Genomic DNA, 19460 nt, shown 5'->3' with positions numbered 1-19460 from the left:
TTGAATGAGGAATGCTATGCAGAGCACGATGATGAACGTCCCGTTGACGACCGCGGCGATTCTGCGCCACGGCTCGAGTGTGCACGGCTCGGCGACCGTGCGGACTTTGCAACTTGACGGAAGCGTGAAGGTTGCTACGTTCTCCGAAATCGGACGGAGGTCCGCTCAGTTGGCCAACGCATTGCGGGCTTGCGGGATCACAGGCGATGAGCGCGTCGCGACCCTCATGTGGAACAACCAGGAGCACGTGGAGGCCTACTGCGCAGTGCCCTCGATGGGAGCGGTGCTGCATACCCTGAATCTACGGCTCGCCTCCGATCAGCTTGTTTACATCGGTAACCACGCTCAGGACCAAGTCGTGATTGTCGATGGAAGCCTGATACCCATGATGGCCTCAGTGTTGCTGCAGCTCACTAGCGTGCATACCATCGTTGTCACCGGAGAGGTGGACCTTACCCCGCTGCACCGTGAGGGACTGACAGTCGTTGATTACGAGGAGTTCATCTCCGCCCAGCCCGAGACGTTCGACTGGCCAGACCTCGACGAGCAGTCTGCGGCCGCGGCCTGTTACACCTCTGGCACCACCGGCGACCCCAAAGGTGTCGCCTATAGCCACCGGTCGGCTTACCTCCACTCGATGGCGGCCTGCGCCGCCGACGGACTGAGCGTGAGCAGCGATGACCGAATCCTCCCCATCGTCCCGATGTTCCACGCGAACGCCTGGGGGCTGGTCTACGCCGCACTCATGGCGGGTGCCGACTTGCTCATGCCTGACCGGTTCCTACAGGCCGAGCCGCTCGTGCGGCTGATCGACGTCCACAAGGCAACCATCGCCGGGGCAGTCCCGACCATCTGGAACGACGTCTTGGACTTCCTGGATTCCAACCCCAGCTACGACATCTCGTCTCTAGGCCTGGTCGCTTGCGGTGGCTCAGCTGTACCCGTTCATCTAATGAAGGCCTTCGAGGAGAGGTACAACGTACAAGTTGTACAGGCGTGGGGAATGACCGAGACCTCGCCACTAGCGGCTGTCGCGCGGCCGCCGGCGTCGCTCGACACGCAGGAGCGGTGGCGTCTGCGAGCGACCCAAGGTCGTCCGGTTGCAGGAGTCGAGCTGAGGATCGTCGACGACGGAGGCAATGAGCTCCCGCATGACGGCGAAGCCGTCGGTGAGTTGCAAGTGCGCGGACCTTGGATTACCGGCTCGTACATCGGCGAAGAGGATGGCGGGGATAAGTTCCAGGACGGCTGGTTGCGCACCGGCGATGTCGGCCGGATCGACGAACGCAGCTTTGTCACGCTGACCGACCGCACCAAGGACGTGATCAAGTCCGGCGGGGAGTGGATCTCCTCGGTCGAGCTCGAACTTCTGCTCGCCGGTCACCCCGACGTGCTCGAGGCATCAGTAATCGGGGTCCCGGATGAGAAGTGGCAGGAACGCCCCCTCGCTGTGATCGTCGTACGCGACGGGCGGCAAGTAACACCTGCCCAACTGCGTGACTTCCTCGACGGCAAGGTCGCCACGTGGTGGCTGCCTGAGCGCTGGAGCTTCACCGCAGAGGTGCCCAAGACCTCGGTCGGCAAGTTCGATAAGAAGCGGTTGCGCACCCTGCATGCGAACGGCGAGCTGACCGTCGTCGAGATTTAGGAATTATCTCCATGCCTGGTCCTGAGTAGGACGGAGCAGGACATTGATACCCATAGTGCGAAGCTTTCGCGACATCGGCGACATTACCGTGCACGTCGACATCGGCGAAAGGCTGCAAACGAAGATGGGAGTCACCTCCCAGTGCACAGCACGTTTCGCGCCGGTGGTGGTGGAATGGGGCCACCGGCTGCGCACCACCTCTGGCGTGCGCGATATGTATTTGCATAGTGGTCACGCTCGAGATCGATGTTGGGTGCGGCTTCATCGACAGGAAGGCTGACCATGAGCAATCTATCGGACACGGGCGGCAGGTCGTCCGATCCTGACTTGGAGGAATGGGTGCGTTCGTTCCGACTTTTGGAACCTCGATCGGCTGAGTTGCCTCCCCACCATCCCAACTGTCTCGGTTGTGGACCGGCCAACCCGCATGGGCATTTTCTGACGGCCCAGCGCTGCGCAGGCGGCGTGGTCGCTCACCACCGATTCGATCGACGTCATGTAGGAGCGCCCGGAATAGCGCACGGGGGCGCTGTGGCGACAGTAGTCGACGACCTGTTCGGTTTCCTGCTATACACCGTCGGCGAACTCGCCGTGACGCGCCATCTCGACCTCGACTATCTTGCTCCGGTCCAGCTCGACACTCCCTACGCCCTGCACGCCGAACTACGGTCTCGAGATGGCCGGAAATTACATCTCGGGGCCAGAATCGAGGATGCAGGGGGACATTTGGTTGTCACGGCCACAGCACTGTTCATTGTGGTCGATGTCAAACATTTCTTGCAGTCGCCGGTGAGTGCAAGGAGACAGGCATGACTGTACCGAGCGAGCGAGCACTGCTCCTGGACGCCTTGCTAACCGATCACGGCTCGGCCGGACCTTATGAGGCGTTCCGGCGGCTGCGCCAGACGCAACCAGTGTTGGTTACACGATCGGGGGTGCTGGTATTGAGCCGCTACGACGATTGCGCGGCGGCGCTCCGCGACCGCAGCCTCGGCAAGGCCGACGAGTCGCTGGGCTTCGGCTTGTCCGACATTCCTGAAGAGCTGCAACATCAGGCCATGCACCGGTTCCGACGCACCATGCTGTTCCGCAACCCTCCTGACCACCACCGGCTGCGTCGGTTGGTCGCCGACGTGTTCACCCCGAGGCACATCGACGAGTTGCGCGGCCGCATCGTCACACAGGTCAATCACTTGCTCAATGTCATGGAAGCACGGGTCTCCGTCGACATCATCAACGATCTGGCGCTCCCGCTGCCCGTGAATGTGATTGGAGATCTACTCGGGGTGCCCTTTACTGATAGAGCGGTAGCAGCCCCACTGGTGCGGGCCCTGCTGGCCTCGCTCGAACCCGGTGCCGATATCGCAGCCTTGACAGCAGCCTGCGACGCCGAGGACCAACTTGCCGCATATTTCGCTGACCTGTTGGCGGTCAAACGCGCCCGCCCTACCGGTGACCTACTGAGCCGACTCGCCGTCGCGAATGGCGACGACATCCTAGACGACGACGAATGCGTCGGCACCGCGATTCTTTTGTTTGCGGCAGGGTTCGAGACCACCACGAACCTGATCGGCAACGGCGTCGCCGCGCTGCTCGCCCACCCTGACCAAATGCGCGAACTTCGTGCCAGGCCAGAGTTGGCGAGCAACGCAGTCGAAGAACTGTTGCGCTATGAGTCCCCCGTCCAGACCAACGGGCGTACGGTGCTCCAGCCGACGCGACTGGCGGGAGTTGATTTACATCCCGGTCAGGTCGTACTGATCCTGCTTGGGGCAGCCAACAGAGACCCGGATCGGTTCGACGACCCCGACAGTCTCGACATCACCCGAACCGGGGTCCCGCCGTTGTCGTTCGGGGCCGGCATCCATTTCTGCCTCGGCGCACCGCTTGCACGGCTCGAAGGGTCAATATTGTTCCCGCTCCTGGCGTCCCGATTTCCCGATCTTCGGCTGGTCGAGCAGCCCCGCTGGCGCACCGGGCTGTCTTTTCGCGGACTTTCGACCTTGAAGGTGGTCACCGCATAAGCCGTTGGATTTCTGATAGTTCATCGGACAGAGTTGATCCGGCAAACAACAAGCCCCTGGCGGCTTTGCCGATGAGCTCCTCCTGACGGCTGTCCATAATTCGTTCGACTAGCAGTGAGTATTGTTCTGGGGGTAGCCACTCGGCGCCTTATTCGATGATGGAGTTGATCTCCGGGCTGTGGCCACGCATGTTCGCTCGCCCGACCACACGGCTTCCGCACGAGGGCACCGACCGGTCGTTGCGGGGCCGACATCGAGAGTTGTGTTTCGAGGGCCAGGTGTTACTGGTGGCCAGGTACCGCAGACGAATCTGACGATGCGTCAACCCGCGGCGGTACTCGGAATGGAAGCCGGCCAAGCCCGGTGATCGACGACCTGGTACTACGTTGGCGCTGCGACCCCGGCCCGATCCCGCACGGTGTGGTGCTTACGGTGGTCAGCACCTGGTCCGACCTGCGACCGTACATTGCCGCACCGAGTAGGAACCACTGGTACTCGACCCACCATCTGGTCGTCATCGACGCCCGATAACGAAGTCGTCGTCGTGATCGGACGTCCGTTGCACCGCAGGCCTGGACGGAATCCGGCGCCGACGCCTGCCGCACCGCTATGGTCATCGCCGACGGCGGCTACCAGGGAACGGCCTCTTCATCCCGCACCGCCAGGCGCCCGGTGTCGGACTGCCGAAATGGAACAGGCCCACAACAAGTTCCACCGCAAGGTTTACGAGAAGTCCCTGAGTAAACCACTCTTTGCCGCGTACCGCAAACTGGCGATCGCGTGGGCAGTCGCGGACTACTTCCGCGGGCCGCTCACTTCCATCGGTGCCAGGTTCAATTCCGGTCGAATCAGGGATCTGGCACTATTTCGCAATTCGACTGTGTGAATTGCTCAGCCGCTCACGAGGATTCGCCGAAGGTGGCGTCGCCTCTCACACAGCTCTTGATGATCGCGGCGAACGAACGTGACCAGCGGGTGCGTCGAATCCGGGCTGGCGGTAGAGTCATGTCGAAGCGCCACTGGTCATTTGGGTCTGTGCGAGCAGGTTCGGTCATAATTGGGGGCCCGGTGATGTGAGCGGCATCGAGGAAGGCCTGATAGGCGCGGACGAGGTTCGGCTGACTTCGATAGCCGCAGGCGGTGATCGCGTCAAACAGCAGGGCGGCGTCGGGTGCATCCCTTATTCCACCGCTGAGGAGATAGGGCTTGAACTCGTAGATGATTCCTGGACCTCGGCGAAACGCTGCTGGCATCGGATCGCGACCCTGTCTTGGCGCAGACCTGGCTCGACCGGACCACGATGCAAGCCTGCGGAGACCTCGGCGATATCGGGTAGTTGCGGGGGCGTCATCGAGGCAGCCCGCCGCGGCGGTCAGGCAGTGTCGGCGCGGTGCGATAGCGTGTTCGAGGGCGTCACCGAGGTTCTCCCAGATGTGCCACCGATCAGCGACCTGGAATCCTACTGGCTCCCCGCTGGCCACACCTCCGGAGTAGGGGCCGGCCCGGTCGCGGCACATGATCTCGATGTCAAGAAGGGTCTGTAACCATATTCTCAGAGTCTTGGCGCTGCAATCTGTGAGCACGTCGATCGGGCGGCGAGATTCCATGCGATCAGGATCGTGGCGTAGCGGTGTCCATGGCATAGCGCGGAGCCGTCCGCGCATAGTTGGGCTGCGGCAGGTCAGGGATCGCACGAACATGGCGGAGCAGGGTTATCCGGTCCGCGCCGCGAGATGTCCAGTCCAACGGCGCTCCCGGGCGGCCACCCAGGACTAACGCCACCGCTCCCAACACCCGCTGCAGAACAACGTCCATCGCCCGCGGCGTGCGGCGAGCCAAGGTACTTGCTCGGCGAAAGCCTTTCCGAAGTCGATGTTGTCGCAGAACAATCTGCTGACGAGCAACACGATCGCCGCTTCGCTGGCAGTGACCGAGATATCGGCCAGTTGCCGCCGATACGGCCGTGAATCCACCGAGACGGCGCTGAGCCACTCGGGCAGAGCGCCACCGCATCGCAAAGTTGCGGCGTCGATACGCACGGACCCGACCCCACGAACCGCATCGACCAACAGTCCGTCCATGTGCGGGAACGGGACCCCGTCACTCCAAGATCAGAGACACTGGCCACATAATCAACTATCGAGCGCGCCAGCGCATCCGAGACTGGCTCAATCAACAGAGTGCGCCAGGTCCGGTCTTCAGACGGAAGCGACGCCAGGGCGAGGAAGTGGCTGGAGCGTTCGGCAAATTGACGTCACGACCTTGGTTGCGGCGGAAAGGACGCGTGTGTGGTTCTGATCGCGAACCTCGACATCACCTGATCGGGAATCTCGACACCACCTGCGAAGCAACGAACTTCGTGGTCGCGAATTTCGGCACCACCACCGAGGTCGCGGTGGCACCATGGTTGTGCGTCACCGCGCAGACCGCCCGGCTGAGCGGAGGAACCTCCAGAATGAGGACCCGATGGCGGTGGTGTCGCGAGCTGAACTGTTCGCCGCGATTCGTCGCGACGCCCGAGAAGGCATGTCGGGTCGCAAGATCCAACGCAAGCACGGTGTCAGCTACCGCACCGTGCAACAGGCTCTGACCTCGGCATGGCCGACCGAGCGCAAGGAATACACCCCGCGCCCGTCGAAGCTGGAACCGTTCAAACCGATCATCGACGCGATCCTGCTGGCAGACCTGGATGCACCACGCAAACAGCGCCACACCCTGACCAGCTCTACCAACGCCTGATCGACGAACACGGCATGACCGAGGTGTCCTATCCGGTGATCGGACGCTATGTGCGACAACGACGCCCGGAAATTCTCGTCGAGACCGGACGCGCTCCGTCGAAAGTCTTCATCCCGCAAACCCACCGCCCCGGCGAAGAAGCCGAGGTCGACTTCGGCGACATCACCATCCGCCTGCGCGGGGAACTGGTGATCTGCTACCTGTTCTGCTTCCGGATGTCTTTCTCCGGCAAGGCAGTCCACCGGGCATCGCTCTCGGCCGGCCAGGAAGCCTTCTTCGAGGGCCACCTCCACGCGGTCCAGGTGTTGGGCGGAGTACCGACAAAGCAGGTCCGCTACGACAACCTGCGCGCCGCGGTCTCCCAGGTCCTGGGCTTCACCCGCGCGAGGGTCGAAGCCGAACGCTGGACGGTGTTCCGATCGCACCTGGGAGTGGAACCGTTCTACTGCCAACCAGGTCAAGAAGGCGCCCACGAGAAGGGCGGCGTCGAAGGCCAGATCGGATGGTTCCGCCGAAACCACCTGGTCCCGGTCAGTTAACTGAACTACCGACCGCCCTGGACCGGATCTGGTGGAGAGCGTCGGGCAGCGCGGCTATGTTCCGATCTCGTGTCCGAAGAAGGTGATACACCAAGGGATCTGACCGCTCTCGTTGTTCGGCCAGTGGGGTCGGTGAAGGCCACCGGGGATCCGTGGGAACCCTGGCGGCTGGTCGGCGCCGACGGCGCGCCGGTCGCTCCGGTGTCGGCGTTCCTGAATGAGCTGCACGCCGCGGGGCGCTCGGCAGCGACTCAGCGTTCGTACGCGATGGACCTGCTGCGCTGGCACCGATTCCTCTGGTCTTTGGATGTGTCCTGGCAGCGCGCGACCCGCGACGAGGCACGCGACTTCTCACGCTGGATCCAGATCACCACGAAATCGCCACGGCCGCACTGGCGGTCACCGACGGCCACGGCCTTGCCGAAGCCGATCTCGACCAACCCGGTGACCGGGAAGCGTCCGCCAGGCCGCACCTACGCGCCTACGACGATCGCTCACTGCGAAACGGTTCTGCGCAGCTTCTACGCCTTCCACCTGGAAGCCGGCACCGGGCCGCTCATCAACCCGTTCCCGCTGGCACGGGCCGGGCGAGCCCACGCCCATCACAATCCGATGGACCGCTTCAAGCACGAGCGGTCACGGCTCTACCGGCCGCGGCGGTCCAAGCGGATTCCGCGCCAGATTCCCGACGAGGTGTTCAACGAACTGTTCGCACGACTTCGTGATGACCGGGACCGGGCACTGGTCGCGTTCTACGTCTCCACCGGCGCCCGGGCATCGGAACTTCTCGGCGCTCTGCGCAGCGGCGCCGACCCGGGCCGGCAACTGATCACCGTGGTGCGCAAGGGGTCACGGGTCCTGCAGCAGTTGCCGGCCTCGCCGGATGCGTTCGTCTGGCTCCGGCTCTATCAGCAGCAGATCCACGGTCTGGTCCCTGCGGGTCGGATGATCCGTTGTGGTGGACTCTGCGGCGCCCGTTCCGGCCGTTGAACTATCACGCCGCGCGGGCGATGTTCGGTCGGGTCAACGCCATGCTGGGATCGAACTGGTCGCTGCACGACCTGCGCCACACCGCCGCCTACCGGCTCGCCCGGGACCCAGACATGCCGATCACCGACGTCCAGTGGGTCCTGGGTCACGCATCGCTGACCACGACCCAGCTCTACACCACGCCGACTCCCGACGATGTGATCGAGGCCGTTCGCGCGCACCACGAACGCCGACCCCAGCCATCTGCGGGCGAAGAGCCGCGATTGCGCTACCGGCAGGAAAGCCTGGATGTCCTATTCGGCCGGAGGAATTCGTGACGGTGACGACCTCCACACTTCAGACGGCGGCGAGGACCTGGCAGATCAGCAGCGAGGCAATGGCGTTGCTCGAGCAGTTCCCCGCTCGGCCGGTTCCGGTCAGCTGGCCTCGATCACGTCAAGACCGGGCGGCGGTCGAGGCCCGGCTGGCGGCGCCTCCGTTCCGGGCGGCTGATCCTTCTGCTCGTAGTCACCGGAAGCAGGCGCTGCAGGCCGTGTTGGACTGGCTCGAGCTCTATCCCGGCGCGTCCTGGCAGCAGCGCTGGGACGCCACCCGGCGCCAGCCGTGACGGCCGCCGGGACTGGCGGCTGCAGCTGATCACCGATCTCGACACTGCAGGGTTGTTGGACCAGCGCCGCGACTACGTCCGCAACGTGTTGGGAAAGGGGATGATCCAGCTGATCAGCGCCGACTTCCTTCGGCCGCGACTCAGCTGGCTGATGACCACCGGATCCCCGCTGCGGATCGCGGACGAGATGGCCCGGGTGCGAGATGCCGAGGGCATCTCCGCCTTACACGCAGCGCGCGCACACCACACACTCGGCGACGCGACCATGCTTCCCGCGATCGAGAAGGTCGCGCTGATCATGGCCGCCAAGGGCGGCACGGTCCGCGACGTGACCGTCGGGGACTGCTTGCAATTGATGCAGACCAGCCGAGAGACTTATCCCGGCGGGCCGTCCAACCGGCACAGCCCGGTGTTCTATCAGCTGCTGCACTCGACCGGCCAATTCCCTGACGCCGCACCGCCTACGATTCGAATGTTCAGCCCGCTGTTCGCCGGCCGGATGACGATCGAGCAGCTCGTCGACCGCTATCAGCTGTCCAGCCCGCTGGTTCGGGACCTGCTGGTCGACTACCTGCGCGAACGCCAGCCATCGATCGACTACAACACCCTCACCACGCTGGCCACCGCATTGGGGCTCTGGTTCTGGAAAGACCTCGAACGCCACCATCCCGGGATCGACTCACTGAAGCTGAGCCCCGAGATCGCCGCCGGCTGGAAGCAACGAATCCGGACCAGGATCGTCCGCTCGAAGGACGAACACGGCGACACCATCGAGGCGACAGTCGAACGGCGCGGCGCTGCCGACGTGATGCAGACCGTCCGCTGCTTCTATCTCGACCTCGCGCAATGGGCCCTCGACGACCCCGCACGATGGGGCCGCTGGGCAGTGGCCTGCCCGATCAAAGCCACCGACGTCCAGCACAAGCGGATGAAGTCCCGCCAGAAGGCCCGCATGGACCAGCGCACCCGCGAGCGGCTGCCCGTCCTGCCGGTCCTGGTCACCGCGGTCGACCGCGACCGCAAGGCCGCGGCCGCGCGCCTGGCGCGAGCCATCCAGACCGGCCCGGGCGAACTGTTCACCGTTGACGGCGTCACTCTTCGGCGGGCGCGCCTGGCCCGGCACTCGCCGCGGGTTTGGGCCGAAGACCCCGTCACCGGCGCGCGGCGTGATCTGACCAGGGAGGAGGACAACGCGTTCTGGGCTTGGGCGGCGGTCGAGGTTCTTCGGATGACCGGGATCCGGGTCGAGGAACTGACCGAGATCTCGCATCACAGTCTGGTCCAATACCGTGTCCCGAAAACGGGCGAACTCGTTGCGCTGCTCCAGATTCCACCGTCGAAGACCGACGAGGAACGGCTGCTGGTCATCGCCCCGGAACTTGCCGATGTGTTGTCGGCGGTCGTCTGCCGGGTCCGCAACGCCGACGGCGGCGTTCCGCTGGTGGTCGCCTACGACCACCACGAGAAGCTTTGGAATCCGCCGATGCCGTTGCTGTTCCAGCGGACTGTCAGCCTCGAAGCCCGACCGATTCCGATCAGTGGGATCCGGGAACTCCTCGCCGGCGCACTCGCGCGCGCCGGCATCACCGATGCTGGCGGCAAACCTCTCGACTTCGCTCCCCACGACTTCCGGCGCATCTTCACCACCGACGCCATCATGAACGGCATGCCGTCCCACATTGCACAAATTCTGTTGGGGCACAAGGACATCAACACGACCATGGGTTACAAGGCCGTCTATCCCGAGGAGGCCATCAACGGGCACCGCGCCTTCATCGCCCGCCGCCGCGCGTTGCGCCCGGGCGAGGAATACCGGCGGCCCACCGACGCGGAATGGAATGAATTCCTCGGTCATTTCGAGCGTCGCCGCGTCGCACTCGGTGACTGCGGCCGAGCCTACGGAACCGGCTGCATTCACGAGCACAGCTGCGTCAGATGCCCGCTCCTTCGAGTCGACCCGCAACAGCGGCAGCGCCTGCTCGACATCCGTGACAACCTCACTGCCCGGATCTCCGAAGCCGAACGAGAAGGATGGCTCGGCGAAGCCGAGGGGCTGCGCGTCAGCCTCGCCGCGACCAGAGAGAAGCTCGGTCAGGTCGACGACAGCATCGCCCGTCGCGACACCGCGGTGACGCTCGGGATCCCTGCCTTCCGGGAGCTCGCGTCAGTGACCGCCGAACCTTCGGGCCACCTCACGGACAGAGATTTTTGCGGCTGAGCGGGCTGATCGGTTAGTTCAGAGAAGGTCCCCGAGGTCGACTCGATCGCCGAACTCAACACGCTGATCGATGAATGGGACGCCGCCGATGACGGGCGCCGGATCGGTTCACGGCCCCACACGATCGGGCAGATGTTCGTCCAGGAACGCGACCTGCTGGCGCCGCTGCCCGACGAACCGTTCGAAACCGGGCGTTGGTTCACGCCCCGAGTGGATCGGTATTCGCAGATATCGGTGCGCACCAACAAGTATTCGGTCCCGATCCGGTTCATCGACCGCCCCGTTCGAGTGCTGCTGCATGCTTCTGAGCTGGTCGTCTTCGACGGTCACACCGAAATCGCCCGTCACGGACGCCTTCTGGCCAAAGGTGGAGTGCGCCTCGAGCTCGACCACTACCTCGAAGGACTGCTGCGCAAACCAGGCGCGCTGCCCGGCGCGACCGCACTCGATCAGGCACGCGCCGCCGGCAAATTCACTCCGATCCACGACGCTTGGTGGGCCGCTGCCCGCAAAGCACACGGCGATCAACACGGCACCCGTGCCTTGGTCGAGGTTCTGTTGCTGCACCGCCACCTTCCCCACGAACAACTCGTCGCGGGCCTGGCTGCGGCTCTGCAGTCCGTGGCGCTGACTGCGGACGCGGTCGCGTTGGAGGCACGCAAGATCGGAGATTCCCAACCGATCTCACCGATTCCGATCGATCTCGATCTCCCGGTTGATCCGATCCCGTCGCTGACCGCGCGTCGTCTCGCGCAGCTCCCACCGGACACCCGTCCGTTGCCCTCAGTCGCCCAATATGACCAGCTGCTCCGTCACACCCGCCAGGGAGGCACGTCATGACCAGCTCCTCGATCGGACGTCGGCACGGACTCACCGAACAAGCCGCTGACGCGGCCATCGATCAAGCCTGCCGGGTGCTACGCCTGCCGACGCTGCGGGCTCAGTTCGGCGAGATCGCCGACACCGCTTCCCGCGAACAGATGTCTTACCGGGCGTTCTTGGCGGAATTGCTGCTCAGCGAGTGCGACGATCGGGCCCGGCGACGCTCTGAACGCCGCATCCGCGCTGCTGGGTTCCCTCGTGACAAATCGTTGCGGTCGTTCGACTTCGACGCCAACCCCAACATCGACGCTGCGGCGATCCATACCTTGGCCAGCTGCGACTGGATCCGCAAAAGCTTGCCGCTCTACCTGATCGGTGATTCCGGGACCGGCAAATCACACCTGTTGATCGCGTTGGGCACCGAAGCGGCGATGCAGGGCTTCCGGGTCAAGTACACCCTCGCCACAAAGCTGGTCAACGAGCTCGTCGAGGCCGCCGACGACAAAATCCTGTCCAAAACGATCGCCCGCTACGGTCGCGTCGACCTGCTCTGCATCGACGAACTCGGCTACATGGAACTCGACCGCCGCGGCGCCGAGCTGTTGTTCCAGGTCCTGACCGAACGCGAGGAGAAGAACTCGGTCGCGATCGCGTCCAACGACAGCTACTCGGGATGGACGAAAACCTTCACCGACCCGCGGCTCTGCGCGGCGATCGTCGACCGGCTCACCTTCGGCGGACACATCGTCGAAACCGGCACCGCCTCTTACCGTCTCGCTCATACCCGCGCCGCCAAGGGCTGAAGCGAATCTCATTCACCCAACCCGCTGGACTCGAAAAGCGACTCTATAAGGAAGGCGTGTGAGAGGAAATCGTTCGGATGACGACAGGGGCCGAGGGTCAAGCGCTGACCGGATAGCTTGCTTGAAAGGCGAGCCTTCGGTCGGCATCTGCGGCGATCCGGTCGAGCTCATCGTCGAGGGTAATGAAAACCTGCCACGACTGTTCACCGCCAACGACAGCGAGATGCTGCACCACCAACTGCTCGAGCTCGGGAACGCGCTTGGCCTTCCACACCTTGTCGGCCAGACTGACCAGCAGATCCTCCACACCGACATCAGGCCCAGTCCACGAACTATGGGTCCGCGCGAAGCGGGCCGACTCCTCGTGAAAGCCTTGCGCCAGGAGAAGCTCATAACCAGCCTGTTCATGAGCCGAGCCTGGTCCTGACAGCTCTTCGGGATGGACGACCTTGCCGATGTCATGTGTTGCCGCACCGAACAGCATTACATCCCGGTCGAACCGCACATCACGGTGAAACTGGCCAACCCAGTCAGCCAATTGCCAAGCCACCTCGTGAACCGCCCGCAAATGAGCACCCAGCCGAGGCGGGGCCTCAAGGCTTCCGAGGAGAACCTCGACTCTCTCTGGCAGCGACCTGAGCCCCGCATACCCGGAGTCGGTCAGGGCACGCTGCAGCAGAACGGAGCTCATTTCGGACATGGTAGTCCGGGCAGCTCGATGCTCATCGGGACCGGAACCAATCGGACACGCCGACAGAGCGATGCCCAATTTCGCGATCAGAAATCTGTCGCGGCAGGCCGGACCGATGCCAAAATTCGCGACCAACTGACGTCATATTCCACGACCGAAGCCACGTGTGCTTCATCTCGGACCTTGGGTCAATCTTGCTAGCAACGCGCAAGGAGGATCGGAAGCGTGCCTCCCAGCTCGATCCGTTGATCCAAGCGGGGCTGCTGCAGACTAGGGCGCTGTCACCCAATCCTGCAGGAGCCCCGAACGGCTCAGGCTCCGACCGGCTAGACCAGGAACGGGGCCCACTCTCGGGCCGGACACCACGACAACCGGGCAGTCACTCAGATCGGGCATGTGCCATTAGCCGACCACCCGAGCACGTCGGCGACGAGAGTTCATCACCAAAGTTCGCTCCCGACTGGCTGTTCTGCTGACGCCCTGAAGCGGTCCGCAAGTGTGAACGGATCCGGAAAGTGCGTTCGGCTTACCGTTGCGCCGGTTCAATGGTAGGCATTGACTCCAACCGCTTCCTCCGCGCACCACGCGTAAGCCGGAGGCGTCGCAGACGATTTCGACGGCCCCGGCGAACGCAACTGACTTTGTGGCCTTCGTCGACTGTGCGTCCAGGAGAGAGCGGGATGAGTATCAGCGCGCCTGCGAGGCTGATCACGGCCAGCGCGAACGCGGAGTGTTCCACTCCATCCCAGAAGGCGGCTTTCGCATACTCGGCGAGGGGCTCTCCCGCAGCCCCCGCGCGCTCAGCGACTTCGAGTGCACCAGCCAGCGAACTCCGCACCGGGTCGCGAGCAGGCTCAGGAAGGCGGGGTAACACCTCCGCGATCTTCGACGTGTAGTTCGCCGACAGGATGCTGCCGGCGACGGCGACACCGACTGCGGCGCCGATCTCTCGAGTTGCGTCGTTGACCGCAGCTGATACCCCATGTTTCTCCAAGGGCGTGTCGAGCATGATCGCGTTGGTGGCGGGAGCGGCCGACATGCCCAGGCCAGCGCTCATGATCAGCAGCGGCCAGAGCACATCGAGGTAAGACGAACCGGTGTCGAGGCGCTGGAGGGCCAACAAGCCGACTGCGATGGTAAGTAGCCCGGTCGTGGTCGTCACCCGGAGCCCCAGCCACGCGGCGATCATCGGTGAGACGAGAGACATCACGATGAGGGGAGCAACCATCGGGGCAAGCGCCAAGGCCGAGTGCAGGGGCGTGAACCCCAAGATGAGCTGGAAATGCTGCACCAGCAGGAACATCACACCGAAAGTCACGAGGAATTGAATGGTTATCGACAACGCACCGCTCGAGAAACCTCGGCGGCGGAACAGCCGTACATCAAGCAAGGGGTGCTCGACACGGAGTTCAGTGACGATGAAGGCCACGACACTCATTGCGCCGGTCGCTCCCATGGCGAAGACCCAGCCATCGGTCCAACCACGCGTCGGAGCCTCCATGACCGCGAATACCGTCGTCCCGATCGCCAGTACCACCAAGAACATGCCGCGAACCTCCAGCCGCGGGCATTCGGTGTCTTGTGAATCAGGGACGGTGAGACCAAGCACCAACAGCAGCAGTGCGACGACGGTCAGGCCGACGAAAATCGAGTGCCATGACCAACGTGTGAGGAGCAGACCGGATCCGACCATACCGATTACTCCGCCGGAACCGGCGACACCTGCCCACACCCCGACCGCGTACTCCCGTTTGTCCACCGGTAAGTTTGCGGTCAGCAGCGAGAGAGTCGCAGGCATGACAAAGGCGGCTCCGGCTCCCGCCACAGCCCTGGAGAGCATGAGCCATATCGGGGCGTCGACCAGCACGGGCACCAGAGAAGCGACCGCGAATACGGCCAAGCCTGCCGTCAGAACACGTCGACGGCCATATCTGTCGCCGATCGCTCCCCCTGGCAACACGAGGCAAGCAAGCACCAGCGTATAGCCGTCGACTATCCAGGTAAGCGCGTTTTGATCCGCGCCCGTGTCCAAGGCTATAGCGGGGAGCGCGGTATAGAGCGCTGCCATAGCCGCGACAACGAGAGCCACTGCGCCGCAGGTGACAATCATGGTCCAGGCTGCGGATCTTCGGGCGTCGAGCAGGTGTCCAAAGCGGATCATGTCGGTTCCGGTTCCATTCGCAAGCGGCTGGTTGTCGCCGTCCGTCTTCGCGGTCTGTAGTTCAACTCGGCGTCGCCTCGACTTCGTCTAGTGATGACGGCGTGGGGTATGGCGGGCGACCGCGGCCTTGAATCCGATAGCGACCCCAGAAGTCTCGATCACCGATGGTTCCGGCAGCTTCGCCGGCAGAAGTCCGGACCACTACCGAACGTCGACGACCCTGCAGAAACTCGTCGAGAATGTCACTCTGTCCAACCCGCCCGTACCAGCAGAAGCGGCCATCGATGGGTTGGAAGAAGCCGCGCAGCTCGACCTGTACCTCGACTTCCGTGCTTGCCATGATCACTGTCGCGGACCCGATGTAGTCGGAGTCATCGTGCGGACTATGAGAATTCACTGTGGCTTCCTTCGCGTGATCGCCAGCCGACGCCTGCAACGGGATCCACCACACCAGCACTGCCGGTGTGGTGGGCCGACGTCGGAATCCGAGGGCGTTGACCGCTTGACAATCCGGTCTGCCGCAGTCAAAGTTACCTCATACCCCGAGTATCCGCTACCCATCGTTCGGGTAACTTTGGGCGGGAGTCCAAGCATTCCGACGGGGTGGCACACCGTGCCGGATACGCCGATGCCGTGCCATCGGCCGAGTCGAGAGATGGACAAATGACATCAAGCGAAGTACGAAGCCACAGCGCCGGGCCGATAGCCGTTACCACTGACGGCATGGCCCGCGTGAGCGGACGCCGACGCACCGATCTTCAACGATCGGCCGGGCGACTGCTCAAGACCTCTGCCGAGAAGTCCTATGACGCCGAGGTTGACATCGACTGGGATAGTCCATGGTGGCCGGATAAGGCGTGGCTGCCCGAACACCGGGTGTCGCTCTTCGGCACCGAGATCTGGGACCGGCTCTCGGACGCACAGAAAGTTGAGCTGGGCAAGCATGAACTCGTGAGCATTCTCAGCTTCGGAATCTACGCTGAGAATCTGCTGAGCATGGCGTTGCTACGGCAGAACACCACAGGGGACCTCGTCGACAACAAGTCGCTGTACGCACTCGCCGAAGTTGGCGACGAGAGCCGCCACTCCATGATGTTCGCGCGCTTGATTGCCAAAACGGGCATCCCGCCCTACAAGCTCCCGCGCGGGTTCCTTTCGATGGCGAAGATCCTGCACTTCATCCCGCTGGGGCCGTCCATTCAGGGTGCGACGCTGTTGATCGAGGAGATCCTCGATAGGGCCCAGCGCGAGGCGATGAATGACGAGCGTCTACAGCCACAGGTCCGGCAGTTGATGAAGATCCATGTACTCGAGGAGGCACGCCACATCACGTTCGCGCGAACCGAACTTGTCGATGGCATGCGCGTACGGGGGCGAGTCTCGAGAGCATGGCATCGCGGCGTGCTCGCGGTCGTCGCAAACTTGGCTTATCCGATCTTGATTAACCCGAAGCTGTACCGTGTCGTCGGCGTTCATCCACTACGTGGGTTCTTGGCGTGCCAGTCCGGTCCACACTACCGAGAGAATTTGCAGTTCATGTCCGAGCCGATGATCCGGTTCTTTGACGAGGCCGGCATGATCGAAGGGCGCATCACAATGTTCCTGTGGCGTCTGTCCAGGAGCCTCCCCGAGGATATCGCCCAGCGGTGAGCAGCCCAGTCCGGCGAAAACACAAGCGCACGGACGTGGCCAGGAATTTCGCACGACACATGAATTTGCGGCTAGCACTGGGCGAGCCGCACCGGCCAGAGGAAACCGATGAGCAAAAGTCGATCTGCCAAGTATGCACAAAAGTCCAATGGCTCGGGAGGTGACGGAGCGCGAATCACAGTCCACCGGGCGCAAGTCCTCATCGTCGGAAGCGGATTTTCGGGAATGGGGATGGCAATACAGTTGCTGAGAGCGGGAATAGATGATTTCCTAATTATCGAGAAAGAGACCGAGATCGGCGGAACATGGCGCGACAACACGTATCCGGGCTGCGCATGTGACGTTCCTTCGCATATGTACTCGTACTCCTTTGAACCCAAACCGGACTGGAGTCGGCTCTGGGCAGGGCAGGACGAGATCCAGAACTATCTCACCGGGCTAGCACGCAAGTACGATCTGTATCGGTACACTCATTTTGGTCGGACACTGCAATCCGGACATTGGGATCCCGATGATTCCGCCTGGCATCTGGTCACATCCGACGGCCACGAGTACATCGCCCAGTTCCTAGTCTCAGGAGTCGGAGCGCTACACATACCGAGCATCCCTACAATTGACGGGCAGAAGAACTTCAACGGCACGGTCTTTCATTCGGCGCAGTGGGATCATGATTGCTCATTGGCGGGCAAGAAGGTCGCCGTGATCGGCACCGGAGCCAGTGCGATTCAGTTCATTCCCGAGATTGCCAAGGAAGCCGCTGAACTGCACGTATACCAGCGGACGCCAGCATGGGTACTACCAAGGAAGAATGTCAAGATTCCGGAATCTATCCGGGCGGCATTCACCAGGATGCCGATTCTTGCGAAGGCAGTGCGGGCGGCTATCTACTGGTCAGCAGAATCGTTGTCAATGGGCCTCAATGGCCACCTCAACCTCATGCGCCCACTTGAGAGCATTGCCAAGTGGAACATCGCACAGGGAATCGATGATCCCGTGTTGCGCGGTAAACTCACGCCTAGCTATCGCATCGGATGTAAGCGGATTCTCGGCTCGAGTGACTACTATCCAGCACTGAATCGACCAACCACAACCGTCATCACCGAAGGTATCTCCGAGATAACCGAGGACGCGATCGTGTCACGGAACGGCGAGAAGCGTCCAGCGGATGTGATCATCTACGCGACCGGATTCCATGTGACCGACGGGTTTGAAAGCCTTCGCCTCAAGGGCTCGTCCGGCAGGGAACTCGCAACGGTTTGGTCGGACGAAGGGATCCAGACGCACCTCGGCATCACCACCGCCGGATTCCCCAATCTCTTCTTCCTACTCGGCCCCAACACGGGGCTGGGCCATAACTCCGTAGTCTTTATGATTGAATGCCAGATCAGATACATTATCTCGGCGATCGATCTTGTCAACAAACGTGGCGCAGCTGCGCTAGAAGTACGCGAGCCGGTCCAGCGGAAATTCAACTCCGAAATTCAGGCCAAGCTGGTCAAGGGAGTCTGGAGTAGCGGCGGGTGTACAAGTTGGTACCTCGACGCACAGGGCGTCAACCGAACTGTTTGGCCGGGCTTCACATGGCAATACTGGCGGCGCACTCGCAAACTGGCGCCGGCGGATTTCGGATTTGTCGGCGAGTTGGCCGGTACACAATACACCGCCGACCTCTCGAAGGCGCTCGAAAAGGGGAACCTTCCGAAATGAAAGACTTCAGAGACCGGGTGGTCTCGGTAACGGGGGGCGGTTCGGGCATCGGCCGCGCCGTCGCAATTCGGCTCGCTGGCGACGGCGCCCGGCTCGCGATCGCTGATATCGACGCGGAACGCGCACAGGAGACCGCCGCTGTTTGCAGTTCGCTTGGTGCAGAATGCCGACCCTATGAGCTCGATGTAGCCAATCGTCACGCATTCCAGGATTACCGGAGCCGCGTCCTGGCGGAATTCGGATCGATCAGCATGGTCGTCAATAACGCGGGCGTTGCGCTAGGCGCCGATGTAGTGGACATGGAATGGATCGACTTCGAATGGTTGATGGGCATCAATTTCTGGGGTGTGGTTAACGGAACAAAACTATTTCTTCCGGATCTGATTGATTCAGGTGACGGCCACGTTGTCAATGTTTCGAGCGTTTTCGGGCTGATGGCCATACCCAGCCAGAGCGCGTACAACGCGTCCAAATTCGCTGTCCGAGGTTTCACCGAAGCGCTGCGTCAAGAGATGCGAATTAACCGCTTGCCCGTAGGTGTAACCTGCGTTCATCCCGGTGGCGTCCGGACCAATATCGTGCGGGATGCTCGGGGCGTCGGCACAATGGGCGATCAAAAGAAGATTGTTGCCGGATTCGATCGGATTGCTCTCACGACACCCGAAGGCGCTGCGGATTCAATCATTAAGGGCGTGCGTCGCAATAAGCCGCGCGTTCTCATCGGGCCTGACGCCCTCGGCTTCGATTTTATTACGCGGGCGGTAGGGCCACGGTACCAGGACCTCAACGCGCCTCTGGCCCGCCTCGGATTCGCGATAGGTCGCCGATACGGTCTGGTGAATTACAACATTTGATGCCGGA

At 62.7% G+C, this 19460-nt stretch carries 18 protein-coding genes and 1 pseudogene; 14 read left to right on the top strand and 5 right to left on the bottom strand.

Annotated elements, in window-relative coordinates; all coding sequences use genetic code 11:
* The first annotated feature begins 16 nt into the window (after window positions 1-16).
* The 3 genes from NI2_RS08020 (at window position 17) to NI2_RS08015 (ending at window position 3672) form a co-directional block, all read left to right on the top strand.
* Complete coding sequence (locus tag NI2_RS08020; protein WP_067488022.1) at window positions 17-1648, top strand: long-chain fatty acid--CoA ligase; 1632 nt, start codon at window positions 17-19, stop codon at window positions 1646-1648.
* A gap of 282 nt (window positions 1649-1930) precedes the next feature.
* On the top strand, window positions 1931-2461 hold the full coding sequence (locus NI2_RS32885) for a PaaI family thioesterase (protein ID WP_071930218.1): 531 nt from the start codon (window positions 1931-1933) through the stop codon (window positions 2459-2461).
* Window positions 2458-3672: a cytochrome P450 gene (locus NI2_RS08015; protein WP_067488020.1), complete on the top strand. Its 1215-nt coding sequence runs from the start codon at window positions 2458-2460 to the stop codon at window positions 3670-3672. Before NI2_RS32885 ends, NI2_RS08015 begins: the two co-directional genes overlap by 4 nt.
* An 899-nt stretch (window positions 3673-4571) precedes the next feature.
* Here NI2_RS08015 and NI2_RS33655 read toward each other — a convergent pair.
* Window positions 4572-4925 carry a hypothetical protein gene (locus NI2_RS33655; protein WP_133734183.1) on the bottom strand — a complete coding sequence of 118 codons (354 nt, stop codon included), beginning with the start codon at window positions 4923-4925 and terminating at the stop codon, window positions 4572-4574.
* A gap of 519 nt (window positions 4926-5444) precedes the next feature.
* Window positions 5445-5711 carry a hypothetical protein gene (locus NI2_RS34720; protein ID WP_218018521.1) on the bottom strand — a complete coding sequence of 89 codons (267 nt, stop codon included), beginning with the start codon at window positions 5709-5711 and terminating at the stop codon, window positions 5445-5447.
* 427 nt (window positions 5712-6138) lie between these two features.
* Here NI2_RS34720 and NI2_RS35025 point away from each other — a divergent pair, with 427 nt between their 5' ends.
* The 8 genes and pseudogenes from NI2_RS35025 to istB all read left to right on the top strand — a co-directional run bounded on the left by NI2_RS35025 (window position 6139) and on the right by istB (window position 12390).
* A complete protein-coding gene (locus tag NI2_RS35025; protein ID WP_067488016.1) occupies window positions 6139-6411 on the top strand; it encodes a hypothetical protein in 273 nt (90 codons plus the stop codon).
* Window positions 6412-6425: 14 nt separating this feature from the next.
* On the top strand, window positions 6426-6950 hold the full coding sequence (locus tag NI2_RS35020; protein WP_067488014.1) for an IS21 family transposase: 525 nt from the start codon (window positions 6426-6428) through the stop codon (window positions 6948-6950).
* 132 nt (window positions 6951-7082) lie between these two features.
* Complete coding sequence (locus NI2_RS07990) at window positions 7083-7940, top strand: tyrosine-type recombinase/integrase (RefSeq protein ID WP_243750075.1); 858 nt, start codon at window positions 7083-7085, stop codon at window positions 7938-7940.
* Between the two features lie 20 nt (window positions 7941-7960).
* Window positions 7961-8257, top strand: a complete 297-nt coding sequence (locus tag NI2_RS35015) for a tyrosine-type recombinase/integrase (RefSeq protein WP_243750089.1) — start codon at window positions 7961-7963, stop codon at window positions 8255-8257.
* Complete coding sequence (locus NI2_RS07985) at window positions 8254-8547, top strand: hypothetical protein (RefSeq protein ID WP_067488012.1); 294 nt, start codon at window positions 8254-8256, stop codon at window positions 8545-8547. Before NI2_RS35015 ends, NI2_RS07985 begins: the two co-directional genes overlap by 4 nt.
* A 52-nt stretch (window positions 8548-8599) precedes the next feature.
* The gene (locus NI2_RS07980) at window positions 8600-10765 is read left to right on the top strand and encodes a tyrosine-type recombinase/integrase (RefSeq protein ID WP_133734182.1); all 2166 of its coding nucleotides are present in this window, start codon (window positions 8600-8602) and stop codon (window positions 10763-10765) included.
* Window positions 10766-10792: 27 nt separating this feature from the next.
* A pseudogene (locus NI2_RS07975) lies at window positions 10793-11605 on the top strand (Mu transposase domain-containing protein); the annotation flags it as partial.
* Window positions 11602-12390: an IS21-like element helper ATPase IstB gene (gene istB / locus NI2_RS07970; RefSeq protein ID WP_067488008.1), complete on the top strand. Its 789-nt coding sequence runs from the start codon at window positions 11602-11604 to the stop codon at window positions 12388-12390. The pseudogene NI2_RS07975 and the gene istB, both read left to right, overlap by 4 nt.
* A gap of 97 nt (window positions 12391-12487) precedes the next feature.
* Here istB and NI2_RS07965 read toward each other — a convergent pair whose 3' ends face one another.
* The 3 genes from NI2_RS07965 to NI2_RS32875 all read right to left on the bottom strand — a co-directional run bounded on the left by NI2_RS07965 (window position 12488) and on the right by NI2_RS32875 (window position 15639).
* Window positions 12488-13081 carry an HD domain-containing protein gene (locus tag NI2_RS07965; protein WP_067488325.1) on the bottom strand — a complete coding sequence of 198 codons (594 nt, stop codon included), beginning with the start codon at window positions 13079-13081 and terminating at the stop codon, window positions 12488-12490.
* 526 nt (window positions 13082-13607) lie between these two features.
* Window positions 13608-15242 carry an MFS transporter gene (locus NI2_RS07960; RefSeq protein WP_243750074.1) on the bottom strand — a complete coding sequence of 545 codons (1635 nt, stop codon included), beginning with the start codon at window positions 15240-15242 and terminating at the stop codon, window positions 13608-13610.
* Window positions 15243-15303: 61 nt separating this feature from the next.
* Complete coding sequence (locus NI2_RS32875; RefSeq protein ID WP_074965659.1) at window positions 15304-15639, bottom strand: DUF4873 domain-containing protein; 336 nt, start codon at window positions 15637-15639, stop codon at window positions 15304-15306.
* Window positions 15640-15905: 266 nt separating this feature from the next.
* Here NI2_RS32875 and NI2_RS07955 point away from each other — a divergent pair, with 266 nt between their 5' ends.
* The 3 genes from NI2_RS07955 (at window position 15906) to NI2_RS07945 (ending at window position 19453) form a co-directional block, all read left to right on the top strand.
* Window positions 15906-16892, top strand: a complete 987-nt coding sequence (locus tag NI2_RS07955; RefSeq protein ID WP_051719633.1) for an AurF N-oxygenase family protein — start codon at window positions 15906-15908, stop codon at window positions 16890-16892.
* Window positions 16893-17000: 108 nt separating this feature from the next.
* Window positions 17001-18599, top strand: a complete 1599-nt coding sequence (locus tag NI2_RS07950) for a flavin-containing monooxygenase (protein WP_084476126.1) — start codon at window positions 17001-17003, stop codon at window positions 18597-18599.
* Complete coding sequence (locus tag NI2_RS07945; RefSeq protein WP_067488006.1) at window positions 18596-19453, top strand: SDR family NAD(P)-dependent oxidoreductase; 858 nt, start codon at window positions 18596-18598, stop codon at window positions 19451-19453. The genes NI2_RS07950 and NI2_RS07945 overlap by 4 nt, the downstream gene beginning before the upstream one ends.
* Window positions 19454-19460: the final 7 nt, after the last annotated feature.

The organism is Nocardia ignorata NBRC 108230 (assembly GCF_001612905.1).
In the GTDB taxonomy this organism is placed as follows: Bacteria; Actinomycetota; Actinomycetes; order Mycobacteriales; family Mycobacteriaceae; genus Nocardia; species Nocardia ignorata.
This window is presented reverse-complemented; position numbering and strand designations above follow the sequence as displayed.

Bases quoted from the DNA above. Each gene is read 5' to 3' on its own strand.
- NI2_RS08020 (WP_067488022.1), top strand. From the start codon at position 17: ATGCAGAGCACGATGATGAACGTCCCGTTGACGACCGCGGCGATTCTG.
- NI2_RS32885 (WP_071930218.1), top strand. From the start codon at position 1,931: ATGAGCAATCTATCGGACACGGGCGGCAGGTCGTCCGATCCTGACTTG.
- NI2_RS08015 (WP_067488020.1), top strand. From the start codon at position 2,458: ATGACTGTACCGAGCGAGCGAGCACTGCTCCTGGACGCCTTGCTAACC.
- NI2_RS33655 (WP_133734183.1), bottom strand. From the start codon at position 4,925: ATGCCAGCAGCGTTTCGCCGAGGTCCAGGAATCATCTACGAGTTCAAG.
- NI2_RS35025 (WP_067488016.1), top strand. From the start codon at position 6,139: ATGGCGGTGGTGTCGCGAGCTGAACTGTTCGCCGCGATTCGTCGCGAC.
- NI2_RS35020 (WP_067488014.1), top strand. From the start codon at position 6,426: ATGACCGAGGTGTCCTATCCGGTGATCGGACGCTATGTGCGACAACGA.
- NI2_RS35015 (WP_243750089.1), top strand. From the start codon at position 7,961: ATGTTCGGTCGGGTCAACGCCATGCTGGGATCGAACTGGTCGCTGCAC.
- istB (WP_067488008.1), top strand. From the start codon at position 11,602: ATGACCAGCTCCTCGATCGGACGTCGGCACGGACTCACCGAACAAGCC.
- NI2_RS07965 (WP_067488325.1), bottom strand. From the start codon at position 13,081: ATGAGCTCCGTTCTGCTGCAGCGTGCCCTGACCGACTCCGGGTATGCG.
- NI2_RS07960 (WP_243750074.1), bottom strand. From the start codon at position 15,242: ATGATCCGCTTTGGACACCTGCTCGACGCCCGAAGATCCGCAGCCTGG.
- NI2_RS07955 (WP_051719633.1), top strand. From the start codon at position 15,906: ATGACATCAAGCGAAGTACGAAGCCACAGCGCCGGGCCGATAGCCGTT.
- NI2_RS07950 (WP_084476126.1), top strand. From the start codon at position 17,001: ATGAGCAAAAGTCGATCTGCCAAGTATGCACAAAAGTCCAATGGCTCG.
- NI2_RS07945 (WP_067488006.1), top strand. From the start codon at position 18,596: ATGAAAGACTTCAGAGACCGGGTGGTCTCGGTAACGGGGGGCGGTTCG.